The organism is Streptomyces sp. NPDC005070 (assembly GCF_053600395.1).
Genome location: NZ_JBSFZS010000009.1, coordinates 91,367 through 106,909, shown reverse-complemented (window position 1 = coordinate 106,909; position 15,543 = coordinate 91,367). Strand labels below are relative to the sequence as shown.

The 15,543-nt window shown below is 71.3% G+C and carries 8 protein-coding genes and 1 pseudogene; 4 read left to right on the top strand and 5 right to left on the bottom strand.

The window, feature by feature from the left end; genetic code table 11:
• Window positions 1-611, bottom strand: a pseudogene (locus tag ACWEBX_RS05590) (GMC family oxidoreductase); the annotation flags it as partial.
• A 338-nt stretch (window positions 612-949) separates the two neighbouring features.
• On the opposite strand from ACWEBX_RS05590, the gene kstD reads away from it, so the two are divergent.
• The gene (gene kstD / locus ACWEBX_RS05585) at window positions 950-2,773 is read left to right on the top strand and encodes a 3-oxosteroid 1-dehydrogenase (protein WP_451883613.1); all 1,824 of its coding nucleotides are present in this window, start codon (window positions 950-952) and stop codon (window positions 2,771-2,773) included.
• A 50-nt stretch (window positions 2,774-2,823) separates the two neighbouring features.
• Here kstD and ACWEBX_RS05580 read toward each other — a convergent pair whose 3' ends face one another.
• Window positions 2,824-3,993 (bottom strand): PP2C family protein-serine/threonine phosphatase, encoded by a 1,170-nt coding sequence (locus ACWEBX_RS05580; protein ID WP_451883612.1) that lies wholly within the window; start codon window positions 3,991-3,993, stop codon window positions 2,824-2,826.
• Window positions 3,994-4,366: 373 nt separating this feature from the next.
• On the opposite strand from ACWEBX_RS05580, the gene ACWEBX_RS05575 reads away from it, so the two are divergent.
• Both ACWEBX_RS05575 and ACWEBX_RS05570 read left to right on the top strand, forming a co-directional pair.
• Window positions 4,367-5,173, top strand: a complete 807-nt coding sequence (locus ACWEBX_RS05575) for a DMT family transporter (protein WP_451883617.1) — start codon at window positions 4,367-4,369, stop codon at window positions 5,171-5,173.
• Window positions 5,174-5,264: 91 nt separating this feature from the next.
• Window positions 5,265-6,008: an HAD family hydrolase gene (locus tag ACWEBX_RS05570; RefSeq protein WP_451883611.1), complete on the top strand. Its 744-nt coding sequence runs from the start codon at window positions 5,265-5,267 to the stop codon at window positions 6,006-6,008.
• A gap of 182 nt (window positions 6,009-6,190) precedes the next feature.
• On the opposite strand, the gene ACWEBX_RS05565 is transcribed toward ACWEBX_RS05570, so the two are convergent.
• The 3 genes from ACWEBX_RS05565 to ACWEBX_RS05555 form a co-directional block, all read right to left on the bottom strand.
• Entirely contained in the window at window positions 6,191-8,608 is a 2,418-nt protein-coding gene (locus tag ACWEBX_RS05565; protein ID WP_451883610.1) for a SpoIIE family protein phosphatase, read from the bottom strand.
• Window positions 8,609-8,710: 102 nt separating this feature from the next.
• Window positions 8,711-12,988, bottom strand: coding sequence for a HAMP domain-containing protein (locus ACWEBX_RS05560; protein WP_451883609.1), 4,278 nt, complete (start codon window positions 12,986-12,988; stop codon window positions 8,711-8,713).
• 358 nt (window positions 12,989-13,346) lie between these two features.
• Window positions 13,347-14,228 carry an RNA polymerase sigma factor SigF gene (locus ACWEBX_RS05555; protein WP_451883608.1) on the bottom strand — a complete coding sequence of 294 codons (882 nt, stop codon included), beginning with the start codon at window positions 14,226-14,228 and terminating at the stop codon, window positions 13,347-13,349.
• Between the two features lie 304 nt (window positions 14,229-14,532).
• Between ACWEBX_RS05555 and ACWEBX_RS05550 the strand changes: the two genes are divergently transcribed.
• Window positions 14,533-15,474, top strand: coding sequence for an anti-sigma factor RsbA family regulatory protein (locus tag ACWEBX_RS05550; RefSeq protein WP_451883607.1), 942 nt, complete (start codon window positions 14,533-14,535; stop codon window positions 15,472-15,474).
• Window positions 15,475-15,543: the final 69 nt, after the last annotated feature.

Sequence of the window (15,543 nt, the reverse complement as noted above, 5' to 3'; positions counted from 1 at the left end):
ACGAAGGGGAAGCCCGAGCGCTGGGCCTGCTTCCGGCCGACCCGCGCGTACTGGTAGCAGTCGGTGGTGTCGAACCACGCCGGGTCGATGAGGCCCGTGCCGAGCGTGGCGTTGGCGCGCGGGTAGTACGTCGCGTACATCTCGTCGGCGTTCACCGACGGGAGGATCGCACCGAAGTTCTCCCGCTTGGGAGTGACCGCCATCCCTCCGTTGACGAGTGATCCGCCGCCGACACCGCGGCCCTGGTACACGATGATCTGGCCCATCTCCTCGGCGTCGAGGATCCCCGTGTATCGGGGGATGTCCTTGTCGATGGGGAAGCCGAGGAAGTTGCTGAGGGGCTGTTTGGTCCTGGTCCGCAGCCAGTACGAACGCTGGTCCGGGCTGGTCGTGTTGGCGAAGATCTTGCCGTCCGAGCCCGGTGTGTCCCAGGCCATGCCCATCTCGACCATCTGCACGTCGACGCCCGCCTGGGCGAGGCGCAGGGCGGCGACGGAGCCGCCGTATCCGGTGCCGATCACGAGGACGGGGACGTGTGCGCCGGACGGGATGGACGAGGCCGCCGTGGCGATCACCGCGGGGGCCGCGACAGCGCGACCGGCAAGGCTCACTGCTCCAAGAATAGAACTTGTTCCAGCTATGAATCGTCGGCGCGAAACACCCCTGGAATCGTTGTTCTGCTGGTTGATGTCACCCACGTGACACTCCTCACTCTCGATGAGTGGGAACAGGTTCTACTGTTGCCGGCTTGTTAAGTCACTACATACCGGTTGGTAACTTCTGTCCGATCTTGGGGTGATCGGCGAGCTCTGCTCCGCTTGCTCTTGACTTCACAAGACCCTCGCGCGACATTCCTGACGCTGCATCAGAACCGGTACGGCGGGGGCCAGTCGGGCTCCCGGAGCAACGGAGAGCCACACATTTCCTCGCCCTGCTGGAGAGCCCCGTCATGTCCCCGAACACCGAGCCCGCCAGACCTGCCCCTTCCCTCCCGGCCCCCGGCCCGTCACGTCGTCGGGTGCTCGGCGCGGCCACGGGCGCCTCCCTCGCGCTCGCCGCCGGAGCCGCCCAAGCCGCCGGTGCCGTCGCGGCCGCCGGCCCGGCCACCGCGGCCGACCTGCCCCTGCTCGGCACGTACGACGTCGTCGTCGTGGGCTCGGGAGCCGCCGGGATGACCGCGGCGCTCACCGCCGCGAAACGGGGGCTTAGCTGCGTCGTCCTGGAGAAGGCGGCCACCTTCGGAGGGTCGGCGGCCCGCTCGGGCGCGGGCATCTGGATCCCCAACAACCCCGTCATCCTCGCCGCGGGCGTCCCCGACACCCCGGCGAAAGCCGCCACCTACCTCGCGGCCGTCGTGGGCCCGGACGTCCCGGCCGACCGGCAGCGGGCCTTCCTCGGCAACGGACCGGCCATGATCTCCTTCGTCATGGCCAACAGCCCGCTGCGCTTCCGCTGGATGGAGGGCTACAGCGACTACTACCCGGAACTCCCCGGCGGCCTGCCGGGCGGACGCTCCATGGAGCCCGACCAGCTCGACGGCACGATCCTCGGAGCGGAACTCGCCCACCTGAACCCCGCGTACATGGCCGTTCCGGCCGGCCTGGTCGTCTTCAGCGCCGACTACAAGTGGCTCACCCTCGCCGCCGTGAGCGCGAAGGGCGCCGCCGTCGCCACCGAGTGCCTGGCGCGCGGCACCAAGGCGGCGCTGCTCGGCCAGAAACCACTGACGATGGGCCAGTCGCTCGCGGCCGGACTGCGCGCCGGCCTGCTCGCCGCCCAGGTCCCGGTGTGGCTGAACAGCCCGATGTCCGACCTGCTCATGGAGAACGGTGCGGTCACCGGCGCGGTGGTCACCCGCGACGGCGCGTCCGGACTGGTCAGGGCCAGGCGCGGGGTCGTCGTCGGCTCCGGCGGCTTCGAGCACAACGCGGCGATGCGCGCCGAGTTCCAGCGGCAGCCCATCGGGACCGCCTGGACGGTGGGCGCCAAGGAGAACACCGGCGACGGCATCCAGGCGGGCCGGCGGGCCGGGGCGGCGCTCGACCTGATGGACGACGCATGGTGGGGCCCGGCCATCCCGCTGCCCGGCGAGCCCTACTTCTGCCTCGCCGAACGCACCCTGCCCGGCGGCCTGCTGGTCAACGCCGCCGGCGCGCGTTTCGTCAACGAGGCCGGACCCTACAGCGACGTGGTGCACACCATGTACGACCGCAACCCGAGCGCTCCGGACATCCCGGCGTGGCTGGTCGTCGACCAGAACTACCGCAACCGCTACCTGTTCAAGGACGTCGCGCCGACCTTCACGTTCCCTGACTCCTGGTACACGTCCGGAGCCGCGTACAAGGAGTGGACCCTGGACGCGCTCGCCGGGCGGATCGGTGTCCCCGCCGCGGCCCTGCGCACCACCGTCAGCCGCTTCAACAGCCTGGCCCTGAGCGGCAAGGACACCGACTTCCACCGCGGCGACAGCGCCTACGACCACTACTACACCGACCCCGTGGTCCTCCCGAACTCCTGCCTCGCCCCGCTGTGGCTCCCCCCGTTCCACGCCTTCAAGATCGTCCCGGGTGACCTCGGCACCAAGGGCGGACTGCGCACCGACGCCCGCGCCCGCGTCCTGCGCCCGGACGGCACGGTGATCCCGGGCCTGTACGCGGCGGGCAACGCCAGCGCGGCCGTCATGGGCCACAGCTACGCGGGAGCGGGCTCGACGATCGGCCCCGCGATGACGTTCGGCTACATCGCGGCACTGGACCTCGCGGCGACGACCTGACACGCGCGGCGACGGCCTGACATGCGCGGCGACGACACGACGGACGACCGTCAGCCGCCGGTGCTCTCGCGGTGGCTGTCGGCGGTCGCCCCGGCGACTTCCTCCCTGTCGCCGTCGTTCCGGTCGCCGCGGGGCCGGGGCGACAGGACCAGGACGGAGACGTCGTCGCGGATCGAGGGGCAGAACCGGAGGAGGTCCTCCCACAGGTGGTCGACGAGCGCGTCCGAAGGCTCCTCGGCGAACGAGGTCAGCCGCTCGGGCAGCGGGTAGAAGGCGCCGCTCGCGTCCCGGCTCTCGCTCACGCCGTCCGAGGCCATGAACAGCCGGTCGCCGGGGTCCAGCTCCACCGTGCTCCCCTTCGGCGGGGACAGCTCGAAGAATCCGAGCCCCAGCGGAGGCCCCGGCTCGGTGTCCAGTTCGAGCGCCTTCGCCCCGCGCAACAGCAGCGGCGCGGGGTGCCCGCAGGACACCATCCGTACGGTGTCGGTGCCCGGCGGGAACTCCAGGAGCAGCGCGGTGGCGAACAGCTCGGCGTGATCGACCGACGCCGAGTCCACCACCAGCCTGCGTTCCAGCCGGGCCGCGGCCGCCTCCAGGTCACGCTGGTCCAGCACCGTCTCCCGGAACGCCCCCAGCAGCGAGGCGACCGTCCCCACGGCCGACAGCCCGTGTCCCTGTACGTCGCCCATCACGGCCCGGACCCCGAACGGCCCGTCCCGCACCTCGAAGAAGTCGCCGCCGACCAGCGTCTCCCGCTGGGCGGGCCGGTACAGCCCGGCGCAGCGGACCGGCCCGACCCGTTCCGGCAGCGGGGGCAGTACGGCGAGCTGAGCGGCTTCGGCGACCGACCGTACGGTGACCAGATGGGCGTCCCTCCGGCTGCGGACGAGCGCGACGAACACGCTCAGCACGGCGATGAAGGTGATGGTGAGCAGGTCCGCGTTGCCCGGATGGTTGAGATGCAGGGCGGGGACGTTCAACAGGACCACGACGAGCGCGCCGAAGCCCGCGGTCGCCAGCGGGCCGTAGGAGAGGACCGCCAGGGAGGGGATGGCTCCCAGCAGGAAGCCGATGTCCGGGGGCACGCTGCTGACGAGTTCCGCTACGAGGACAGCCACCAGCAGGACCGGTGGGAGCAGCCGTACCCAGCGCGGAGGGGGCGAGCCGCGCAGCCATCCCCGGTGGTCGTCCCGCCGACCGGACGCGGCCTTCGTGGCCATGGCACTCCTCTCTTCGCCACCACGCTCCTCCCTTCCCCGCCGTCGCGCATTTTGATCGGCTCGCGGACACGGGCGGACCCGAGCGTGCGGGCCGGATCGTGCGGGCGGGATCGTGCGGGCCCGAGTGTGCGGGCCGGAGCCGTCGGGAACGGCCCGGACGGGGGACCGGCGAGGAGAGCCGGCGTGGTGGGAGCGGCACGAAGCCCCGCCACCACGGGGATGAGATGACGGGGCTCCACAGGGCGGATGCCCCGTCGTCGGCGATCCATCCCACCGGCGCCCGGGAGAGGCCCCGGGTCCCCTCCCGGGGCATGGTGGAGGGGTGACCGGACTGGCCGTGCTGTTCGCGCTCCTCGGGGCCGCCAGCAACGCGATGGGCACGGCGTTCCAGCGCAAGGCCGCCGCCCGCGTCAGCGAAGGCGGCGGGCTGCGGCTGATCATCCGGCTGGCCCGGCAGCCGCCGTGGCTGATCGGCATCGCCGGGGTGATCGGGGCGGCGCTGTTCCAGGCCCTCGCGCTGGCGAACGGGCCGCTGTCCCTGGTGCAGCCCCTGTTCATCCTGGAGCTGCCCTTCGCCCTGATGATCGCCGTCCCGCTCCTGCACCGCCGTCTGTCGCGCGCGGGATGGCAGGCCGTCGCCGGTGTGGTGGCGGGACTCGGTCTCGTCCTCCTCGCGGCCGCTCCCTCGGGAGCACAGTCCGACGCCTCCATGGAGCGCTGGATCCCGGTGCTGATCGCGTGCCTGGGAAGCGTGGCGGTCGCGGTCGTCGTCGCCCGTCCGGGCCGCCCGCCGCTCTTCCGCGCCGCCGTGCTCGGAGCGGCGTCGGCCATCAGCAACGCGCTCACCGCCGCTCTGCTCAAATCGGCCATGGGCACGCTCCGCGACGACGGGTTCGCCGCCTTCCTGGGCGTCTGGCAGACCTACGGATTCGCCCTGACCGGGATCGCCGCCGTCCTGCTTCTGGAGAACGCCCTCCAGGCGGGCCCGCTGGCCGCCTCGCAGCCCGCGCTGACCATCGGCGACGCGACGCTCAGCCTCGTACTCGGTGTCACGCTCTTCGACGAGACGATCCGTACGGGCTGGTGGCTGCTGCCCGAGCTGATCGGCGCGGGGCTGGTCCTGTGGGGGGTCCTGCGGCTGACCCGCGTGGTCCCGCATCTCGCGGACATGGCCCATTGACGGCGGTCGTCCCGGCTTGTCCCGGCCCGCGACCGCCGGTGCGGCCGGAGCCGCGACGGTGCGCGGCGACTGGCCGACACTCGCTCGATTGGTGACGGCCGGGACTGGACAGACCCTGGTGGTGACGAGTCGGATCGAGAACGTTCGGGAACTGGTCGCGCGGACGCGGTATGTCGTCTTCGGCTTCGACGGCCCGATCTGTCAGCTCTTCTCCGGGCCCTCCGCGACGGCCCTCGCGCGAGCCCGGCTCGACCGGCTGACGGAACCGGACCTGAGCGCGGTGCTCACCGAGGAGGAGCGCCACCCCGCGGACCCCTACCGCGTTCTGACGGCGGTGGCCGGACGGCACCCGGGCGGCGAAGCACTCGCCCGGCTCGACGCGTGGCTGACGGGGACCGAGCTGGAGGCGGTACGCACCGCCATGCCGACGGCGTACGCGGATCCGCTGATCCACACCTGGGCGGCGGTCGGGGCGCGGCTCGCCGTGGCGACCGGCACCTCGGCCAGGGCCGTCACCTCGTACCTGGACGCCCGCGGGCTCACGCCCCGCTTCACTCCGTACATATTCGGCCGCGCGCCGCACCCGGGAACGCCCGCGGCCCGTCCCGCCGCCCTGGAACGCGCCCTGAGCGCCATGGGGGCCGAGCCGGACGTCTCGCTGATGATCGGCGCCGCTCCCGAGGACCACGCGGCGGCGCGCCGGGCCGGTGTCCGGTTCCTCGGATACGCCCGCCACCCGGCCAGAGCGCGGACACTGCGGGAGGCCGGTGTTCCCGCGCGCTGCGTCACGGACTCCCTGGAGCCCCTGCTGCGTACCCTGCGTGAACCCTCCTGAGCCGATCGCTCCGCCATACGAGCGGAAAGCCGGCCCGAAACTCGTGTGCATGCTTCGCCTGGAGCGGGGCACCAGCATCCTGAGACAGTTCGGGAAGCTACCCCCCTGGCGAAACCCGAGCTGCACGGCCCCGCAGGCAGCCACTCCCCCCGGCTGTCGGCGGGGCCGCATCTCGTACGGCCCTACTCCACCCGGATGCCGACGATGCAGGTGTCGTCGTCGGTGTCGGACCTGCTGTACGTCAGGAGCCGGTCGAGCTGGTGGTCCAGCGTCCCGGACGTCGTACGGGCCGCGGTGAGAAGCTGGCGCAGCGACACCTCGACCGAGCGGTCACGCCGTTCGATCAGACCGTCCGTGTACATCAACAGCGTGTCGTGGAGCTCCAGTTGCACCTCGTCCTCCTCGAACGTCGCCTCGGGGACGGCACCGAGCAGGATGCCCTTGATCAGCGGCAGCGGGCCCGCGTCCGCGTCGCGGACGAGAACGGGCGGCAGATGTCCGGCCCGCGCCCAGCGCAGGACACGGCGGCGCGGATCGTAGATTCCGCAGACCGCGGTGGCGGTGATCCCGCCCGTCAGATGGTGCGCCACGATGTTGAGCCAGGACAGCAACTGACCGGGCCCCGCGCCCGTCACGGCGAGTCCGCGCAGCGCGTTGCGCAGCACCACCATGCTGGTCGCCGCCTCTATCCCGTGACCGGCCACGTCGCCGACACACAGCAGGACCAGACCGGAGGACAGCACGACGGCGTCGTACCAGTCGCCGCCGACGAGCTGCTCCGTCTCCGCCGGCCGGTAGCGCACCGCCACGTCGAGGCCCGGAGCCCGCAACGGCGCCCGGTCCGGCGGCATGATCGCGTGCTGGAGCTGGAGGGTCAGCCGGTTGCGTTCGTGCGCCTGCTGTTCGGTGTGCGCGAGCTGGTCGCGGGTGACGGCCAGCGCCACCTCGGTCCAGTGCTGCGCCGAGATGTCCTGGTAGGCCCCGCGGACCGTGAACAGCCGGTCGTCGGCGTCGAGCACCGGCTCGGCCACCACGCGGATGTGCCGGGTCACGCCGTCGGGACGCTGCAGCCGGAACGCGGCGGACGCCGGCCGACGGTGGTGCAGGACGGTCCGCAGGAAACGGCCGATGGTGACGGCGTCGTCCGGGTGGGCGTGCGCGGCCAGTTCCTCCAGCGGCACGGGGGCGCCCGACGTGGGGCGGCCGTACAGATCGAAGAGCGTGTCGTTCCAGACGGTCTCGCCGGTCAGCAGGTTCTCCTCGAAACCGCCGATCCTGCCGAGCCGCTGGGCGTGCTGGAGCAGACTCGCCAGCCGTGCCGTCTCGTCCTCTATGCGCCAGATGAGCAGCACGGTTCCGCCGTGCCGGCTGACGTTTATGTCGGCCACGGCGGACAGCCGCACCTGGTCGACCAGCGCCGTCAGATCCATGCGCCGCGCCCGGAAGGGTTCCCCGGTGGCGTAGACGCGCTCGACGCACTGGAAGAGGCCGCTGTCCCCGGCGGCCAGCGGGTAGGCCTCGAGGAGCAGCGCCCCCTGCACGGTGCCCCGCGGCCGGCCGGCCGGATCGAGGAAGCGGCCGTTCACATGACGGATGCGGAAGTCGGTGAGTCTTCCCTGGTCGTCGAGCTGGGGCACCAGCACGAGCGCGGGATCGTGCAACCCGTCCACCAGGTCGATCAGTTCGCGGACGTCGGCCGTTCCCCGCACGTCGGCGCAGTCGCCCGGCAGCGCGTGCGTCTCCAGCGTGTGCGAGCACAGTTCGGCCAGTGCCTCGACCTGACGGACCACCTGCGGCGGCTGAGGTTTCAGGGCGGACGGCCACGCGATCTCCAGGACGCCGTGGATCCGGCCTCCCGATCCGGCCGGTACCGCGACCCGGCCGCCGCCCGGATGGTCCGCGTGCCCGATGGACGGCAGCCCGGTGTCCGCCAGCGAGCCCGCCCACTGCGTCGTACGGTCGGCCAGGGCCCGGCGTGCCATCGTCGCGACGCCCGGGGGGACGTAGCGCCAGCGCCGGGCCTCGCCCGCCGAGAACCCGGCGCTGCCCGCCAGGGACAGCGAACCGTCGGCGTCCGCCGCCCAGATGGCCACGGCGACCGCCCCGAGCGGGGTCAGCGCGTGCTGGAGCAGGGAGTCGGCCACCGCCTGGCTGTCGCCCGCCGCCAGCGCGCCGCTCTCGGCCGCGCGCAGCCGTACCGCGGAGGCGTCCTCCTTCGGCGGATGCTCCGCCGCGGCGGAGAGGAAGGTGCCGGTCACCTCCGAAAGCCGGTCGTGCGCCGCCTGGTTGATGATCTCGACCGCGAGCTGGAGCTGCGGCACCTTGGCCTGTTCGGCCAACTCGGCGAGCTGGCGCGCGGCCTGGGCCGGTCCGCAGCCCAGACGCTCGACCAGGATGCCCTTGGCCAGCTCGATCAGCGCGCGCCCGTCGGCCTCCGCCTGCGCGGTCCGTACCTCGCGGCGCAGGCGTTCGACGGTGGCGGCCAGCCGGCCCACCGGTGATGTCCGGGCCACGCCCGGGAGTTCGCCGGACCGCCCGGCGTCCGTGCCGTCCTCCGTGGGCTCGGGGACGTGCGCGCCGGTTGCCTCAGGACTGTTCATCGTGCGACCGCTCCTCGGCGGCGGCCCCGGGGAGGGCGGGGGAGGGGAGTCGGCGGAGGATGTCCCGCCGCGCTGCCGCGGCGGAGGGGTCCGGGTGTCATGTCACGCCCCGAGCCAGCGTCGGACACACGCGATGAGGTCGTCGGTGTCGACCGGCTTGGTGACATGGTCGCTGGCACCCGACAGCAGGCTCTTCTCCCGGTCGCCTGGCATGGCCTTCGCCGTCACCGCGATGATCGGCAGGTCGGCGTACCGCGGCATCTTGCGGATCTCGGCGGTCGCGGTGTACCCGTCCATCTCGGGCATCATCACGTCCATCAGGATCAGCGCGACCTCGGGCCGGCTCAGCAGCGTCTCGATGCCCTTCCTGCCGTTCTCCGCGTGCAGCACCTGGAAGCCGTGCAGCTCCAGAATCCCGCTGAGCGCGAAGAGGTTGCGGGCGTCGTCGTCGACGACGAGCACCGTACGGCCCTGGAAGGCGCTGTCGATCGGCCGCGCGGGCCGGCTCCTGGCCTCCTCGGCGCGGACCAGCGGCACCACGTCGCCCGGCTGGTCCGCGGACAGGTGCAGCGCGATCCGCTCGCGCAACTCGTCGAGGCTGGACAGGAATTCCAGCGACCGGGCGCCCGAGCGGGACTGCAGCGCCTGCTCCTGCGCGAGGTCGACCCGGCTGCCGTTGTGGACCAGGACGGGCACGGTCGCCAGGGCCGAGTCGCCCTCCACCGCTTCGAGGAACCGGGCGGTCTCGCCCTCCGGCATGCCGAGTTCGAGCACGACGCAGTGCCACGGTTCCGCGGCCAGGGCACTGGCCGCCTCCTGCGCCCCGACGACGGTGACGACGTCGACGCTCTCCCGCGCGTCGCCCTCGTCACGGCTGCGCGCCACATCCCCGACGGCGCTCTCGGCCACCAGTGTCAGCAGCCCCCGCGGCCGTTCCTCGACGACCAGGAGCCGGCGCCGATGCTGGCGGGGCAGGCCCGTCGAGCCGGGAGCGGTGTGCCGCTGTTCGGAGTGCGCCGAGGCGTCCTCGTGCGGCGCGGACTCGGGCGCCCGGCCGCCGGCCAGCAGCTCCTCGAACTCGGGCCGGGCCACCGGGAGGAACAGTGTGAACGTACTGCCCTGTCCGGGCGTGCTGTCCACGGTGACCGCTCCGCCGAGCAGATGGGCGATCTCCCGGGTGATCGACAGACCGAGACCGGTGCCGCCGTACTTGCGGCTCGTGGTGCCGTCGGCCTGCTGGAAGGCGCCGAAGATCGTCTCCAGCTGCTGTTCCGGGATGCCGATCCCGGTGTCCTTGACCCGGAAGGCGACGATCGTGTCGCCGCGCCGTACGCCGGCGGGGATCTCCTGGTCGGACGCGGGTTCGATGCGCAGCTCGACCCGGCCGCGCTCCGTGAACTTCACCGCGTTCGACAGCAGGTTGCGCAGTACCTGCCGCAGCCGGGAGTCGTCGGTGAGCAGGTCCACCGGGGCCCCGGGAGCGGTGCTCACGGTGAACTCCAGGCTCTTCTGCGAGGTCATGGGGCGGAAGGTGGCCTCGACGTATTCCAGGAGCTGGCGCAGCCGGACCCGTTCGGGAGTCACGTCCATCTTGCCGGCCTCGACCTTCGACAGGTCCAGGATGTCGTTGATGAGCTGGAGCAGGTCGGAGCCGGCGGAGTGGATGATGCCCGCGTACTCGACCTGCTTCGCCGTGAGGTTGCGCGAGGGGTTCTGCGCCAGCAACTGGGCCAGGATGAGAAGGCTGTTGAGCGGGGTCCGCAGCTCGTGGCTCATGTTGGCGAGGAACTCGGACTTGTACTTGGACGCCAGCGACAACTGCTGGGCCCGTGCCTCCAGTTCCTGCCGGGCCTGTTCGATCTGGAGGTTCTTCGCCTCGATGTCGCGGTTCTGTGTCGCGAGCAGGGAGGCCTTGTCCTCCAGCTCGGCGTTGGAGCGCTGGAGTTCGTCCTGCTGGACCTGCAACTCCTCGGAACGGGCCTGGAGTTCGGCGGTCAGGCGCTGCGACTCGCCCAGCAGCTCGTCGGTGCGGGCGTTGGCCACGATGGTGCTGACGTTGACGCCGATGGTCTCCATGAGCTGTTCCAGGAACGTCCGGTGGCCCTGGGTGAAGCGGGTGACCGAGGCGAGCTCGATGACGCCGAGCACCTGCTCCTCGACGACGATGGGTAGGACCACCAGCGCGGTCGGCGCGGTCCGGCCGAGCCCCGAGGAGATGGTGACGTAGCCGGCCGGGACCTCGTCCACGGTGATCGCCCGCCTGCTGCGCGCGGCCTGCCCGACGAGCGAGCGGCCGAGCGGGATACGAGTGGGACGCCCGTCCTCGTCGGGATAGCCGTACGACCCGACCAGCCGGAGTTCCGTGCCCTTCGCGGTCTCCTCGGCGAGGTAGAAGGCGCCGTACTGCGCGGCGACCAGCGGGGTGAGCTCGTCCATGATGAGGTCGGCCACCACGTCCAGGTCGCGGTATCCCTGCATCAGACCGGAGATACGGGCCAGGTTGGTCTTGAGCCAGTCCTGCTCCTGGTTGGCGCGCGTGGTCTCCCGCAGCGACTCCACCATGGAGTTGATGTTGTCCTTCAGGTCGGCGACCTCGCCCGAGGCTTCCACGGTGATGGACCGGGTCAGGTCGCCCTCGGCCACGGCACCGGTGACCTCGGCGATCGCGCGCACCTGGCGCGTGAGGTTGCCGGCCAGTTCGTTCACGTTCTCGGTCAGCCGCTTCCACGTGCCCGAGACGCCCTCCACCTCGGCCTGGCCGCCGAGCCTGCCCTCGCTGCCGACCTCCCGGGCCACGCGGGTGACCTCGGCGGCGAAGGCGGAGAGCTGGTCGACCATCGTGTTGATGGTCGTCTTGAGTTCGAGGATCTCGCCGCGGGCGTCGACATCGATCTTCTTGGAGAGGTCGCCCTTGGCCACCGCCGTCGTCACCAGGGCGATGTTGCGCACCTGCCCGGTGAGGTTGTTGGCCATCGAGTTGACGTTGTCGGTGAGGTCCTTCCAGGTGCCCGCCACATTGGGCACGTGCGCCTGGCCGCCGAGCCGCCCCTCGGTGCCGACCTCGCGGGCGACGCGGGTGACCTCGTCCGCGAACGCGGACAGGGTGTCGACCATCGTGTTGATGACGTCGGCCAGCGCCGCGACCTCGCCCTTCGCCTCCACGGTGATCTTCTGCGAGAGGTCGCCGCGGGCCACGGCGGTCGCCACCTGCGCGATGGAGCGGACCTGACCGGTCAGGTTCGACGCCATGACGTTGACGTTGTCGGTGAGGTCCTTCCAGGTGCCCGAGACACCCCGCACGGTGGCCTGTCCGCCCAGGTTGCCCGCGGTGCCGACCTCGCGGGCCACACGCGTCACCTCGTCGGCGAACGCCGAGAGCTGCTCGACCATCGTGTTGATGGTCTCCTTGAGCTCGAGGATCTCGCCCCGGGCGTCCACGGTGATCTTCTGCGACAGGTCGCCCTTGGCCACCGCCGTGGCCACCTGGGCGATCGAGCGGACCTGGGCGGTGAGGTTGCCGGCCATGAAGTTCACCGAGTCGGTGAGGTCGCGCCAGGTGCCCTTGACGCCCTTCACGTCGGCCTGGCCGCCGAGGCGCCCGTCGGTGCCGACCTCGCGGGCGACGCGGGTGACCTCGTCGGCGAACGCGGAGAGCTGGTCGACCATCGTGTTGATGGTGTTCTTCAGTTCCAGGATCTCGCCGCGGGCGTCCACGGTGATCTTCTGCGAGAGATCTCCCTGGGCCACCGCGGTGGTGACCTGGGCCACGTTGCGGACCTGGGCGGTGAGGTTGCCGGCCATGAAGTTCACCGAGTCGGTGAGATCACGCCACACCCCGCCGACCCCGGGAACCTGGGCCTGGCCGCCGAGGCGTCCGTCGGTGCCGACCTCGCGCGCGACGCGGGTGACCTCGTCGGCGAACGCGGAGAGCTGGTCGACCATCGTGTTGACGGTCTCCTTGAGCTGCAGGATCTCGCCGCGGGCGGGCACGTCGATCTTCTGCGAGAGATCACCCTTGGCGACCGCGGTGGCCACCTGCGCGATGTCCCGGACCTGCGTGGTGAGATTGCCCGCCATGGCGTTGACGGAGTCGGTGAGGTCGGCCCAGGTGCCCGAGACCCCCGGTACCTCCGCCTGGCCGCCGAGCGTCCCCTCCGTACCCACCTCACGGGCCACCCGTGTCACTTCCGAGGTGAACACCGAGAGCTGGTCGACCATGCCGTTGAAGACGGTGGCGATGTCACCCAGCAGGCCGCCGGCCTCGTCGGGGAGCCGGGTGCCGAAGTCGCCGTCGCGCACCGCGGTGAGACCGGCCAGCAGTTGCCGCAACTCCTGTTCACCCGGCGTCCGTACGGACGTCCCGCTCGCTGCCCTGGTCATGGCCACCCTCGTTCCGCTCCCCTGGAGTCCCGTGTCACGGAACTCGGAACCGCGCCGGGCCCACGGGCGGCCCCCCTGCCTGCCCGTGGGATTCCCGCAGATCACGGGTCATCCCATCAAGAAAATACGCCGCAGGCTAACCCAGGGAGCGGGGGCGGAACAAAGCGTCGGAGGGAATTCTCCAGGGGGCCGAAAATATCGCCGGTCACAGGAATAACCTCGCGTGAACGGGATACACAGGACCCTCTCGGTCCCGGTGGGCGGGCCCCCGGGTACGGGAAATCCCGTCGGCCCGCCGCGGACCGGAGTCCTGGGCGGGCCGACGGGAGAGTCGTACGCGCTGTCACGTGCGGAAACGTCAGGCGACCGCGGGATCGAGCAGCCCGGCGCGCAGCCGCTTGACGATGCGGGTGATCAGCCGGGAGACATGCATCTGCGAGATACCGAGCTCCTCACCGATCTGCGCCTGGGTGCGCTCCTCGACGAAGCGCAGATGAATGATCCGGCGCTGCCGGTCGTCGAGCTGGGCGATCAGGGGAGCCAGGGAGTTGAAGTCCTCGACCAGTTCGAGTGACGGGTCCAACTCGCCGATGAAGTCCGCGAGGACAGCCTCGCCGTCCGCACCGCCGTCGGCCGTGAGAGCGGCGTCGAGGGACGAGGAGTTGTAGCCGTTCGACGCCTTGCGGGCCTCGATGACCTCTTCCTCGGACAGGCACATGAGCTCGGACAGTTCACGGGTCGTGGGCGTGCGGCCGAGGCGGGTGCGCAGTTCCTCCGTCGCCTTGGCCAGCTCGACGCGGGCCTCCTGAAGCCGCCGGGGCACATGCACGGCCCAGCTCGTGTCGCGGAAGAACCGCTTGATCTCGCCGACGATGTAGGGAACCGCGAAGGACGTGAACTCGACCTCGCGGGACAGCTCGAAACGGTCGATGGCCTTGATGAGCCCGATCGTGCCGACCTGGACGATGTCCTCCATCTCACCCTGGCTGCGGCTGCGGAAGCGTGCCGCGGCGTACCGGACGAGGGAGAGGTTCATCTCGATGAGGGTGTTGCGTGCGTACTGGTGTTCATGCGTCCCCTCCTCCAGTACGGACAGCCGGTCGAAGAACTGACGGGACAGCTCACGCGCGTCCTTCGGGCTGATCTTCAGGGGTTCGTCGATCTGCGGAAGGACACCTTCCGTGACCGTCGCTGCCTGGTGCGCCGTGTCCGTCGCCCTCACTGCCGCCACGGCTGCCATGCCGTCCACCCCACATCGTCCTAAGGAATTGATGACAGGGCCCGTCTGCCCTGCCTCACACCACTCATGCCACCCGGTTTCGGGAATTCCGCGGAACGCGTACGTCCCGCCTCCCCCTGACCCCAGGTCAGGGATATTCCTCCCGGGGACACCGTTCGGATGCGGCGAAGTAAAATGGGTCACGGGGTGAGTCCGTGGGTATCGAGCGACGAGTCGGCCGGGCGCAGACGCGCTCGCCTCTGGCGTACCCCGACGCGGGACCGCTCGCCGCACGCCGGTCCCTGGGCGCGGCGGTGGTCGTGGCATGACGACGGCGGCACTCCACGGCGAAGCCGAACCCTTCGTCCATCCCGCGCTCATCTACCGCGACGACCTCGAGTACGTGCAGGAGATGACACGGTTCGTCTCCGACGGCGTAGCCGCGGGGGAGCCGGTGGCGGTGGCCGTTCCCGCCGCGCGACTCGGCCTCGTCCGCGACGCGATGGGACCGCTCGGTGCCGGCGTCCGCTGGATCGACATGGAGCGGGCCGGCCGGAACCCCGGCCGGATCATCCCCTCCGTTCTGCGGGCGTTCGCCGACGTCCACCGAGGCGTCCATGTACGGATCATCGGCGAGCCCGTGTGGGCCGGCCGCACGGCGGTGGAGTACCCGGCCTGCGTCCAGCACGAAGCCCTGATCAACCGGGCGTTCGCCGGACGGGACGTGACCATCCTCTGCCCGTACGACGCCCGTGCCCTCGACTCGGGCGTGATCGCCGACGCCCATGCCACCCACCCCGTCGTGATCGGCGCCGGGCGGCAGTGCGTCAGCGCGGCCTACGACCCGGACGGTGTGCTGGCCCGCTTCAACGACGTGCTGCGCCGTCCGCCGGGAGCGGCGACGGTTCCTTTCGACGCCGAACTCCTTCCCGCCGCGCGCGACTTCGCCCTGGCGGAGGCCCGGGCCTGGGGGATGTCAGGAGCCCGCCTCCAGGACCTGAACCTCGTCGTCGCGGAGCTGACGACCAACAGCGTGGTGCACGGGGGCGGTTCGGGGACCCTGAGGATGTGGGCCGAAGGCGAGCAGATCGTGTGCGAGACGCGGGACAAGGGGTGGCTGAGCGATCCGCTGGCCGGCCGGCACCCCGCGCATCCCGATCAGATCGGCGGACGGGGTCTGTTGCTCGTGCACTTCCTCTCGGACCTCGTCCGGGTGCACAGCGACAGCTCCGGAACGACCGTGCGCAGCTACATCGACCGCGCCTGACCGGCCCGGCGGCCGCGCCGACCGCGAGGAGGCCCGGACCCGTGCTCCCGGTCCGGGCCCCCGTCGGTG

Coding starts and splice junctions, on each gene's coding strand:
- ACWEBX_RS05565 (WP_451883610.1), bottom strand. CDS start 8,608: ATGAACAGTCCTGAGGCAACCGGCGCGCACGTCCCCGAGCCCACGGAG.
- ACWEBX_RS05560 (WP_451883609.1), bottom strand. CDS start 12,988: ATGACCAGGGCAGCGAGCGGGACGTCCGTACGGACGCCGGGTGAACAG.
- ACWEBX_RS05580 (WP_451883612.1), bottom strand. CDS start 3,993: ATGGCCACGAAGGCCGCGTCCGGTCGGCGGGACGACCACCGGGGATGG.
- ACWEBX_RS05575 (WP_451883617.1), top strand. CDS start 4,367: ATGGGCACGGCGTTCCAGCGCAAGGCCGCCGCCCGCGTCAGCGAAGGC.
- ACWEBX_RS05555 (WP_451883608.1), bottom strand. CDS start 14,228: ATGGCAGCCGTGGCGGCAGTGAGGGCGACGGACACGGCGCACCAGGCA.
- ACWEBX_RS05550 (WP_451883607.1), top strand. CDS start 14,533: ATGACGACGGCGGCACTCCACGGCGAAGCCGAACCCTTCGTCCATCCC.
- kstD (WP_451883613.1), top strand. CDS start 950: ATGTCCCCGAACACCGAGCCCGCCAGACCTGCCCCTTCCCTCCCGGCC.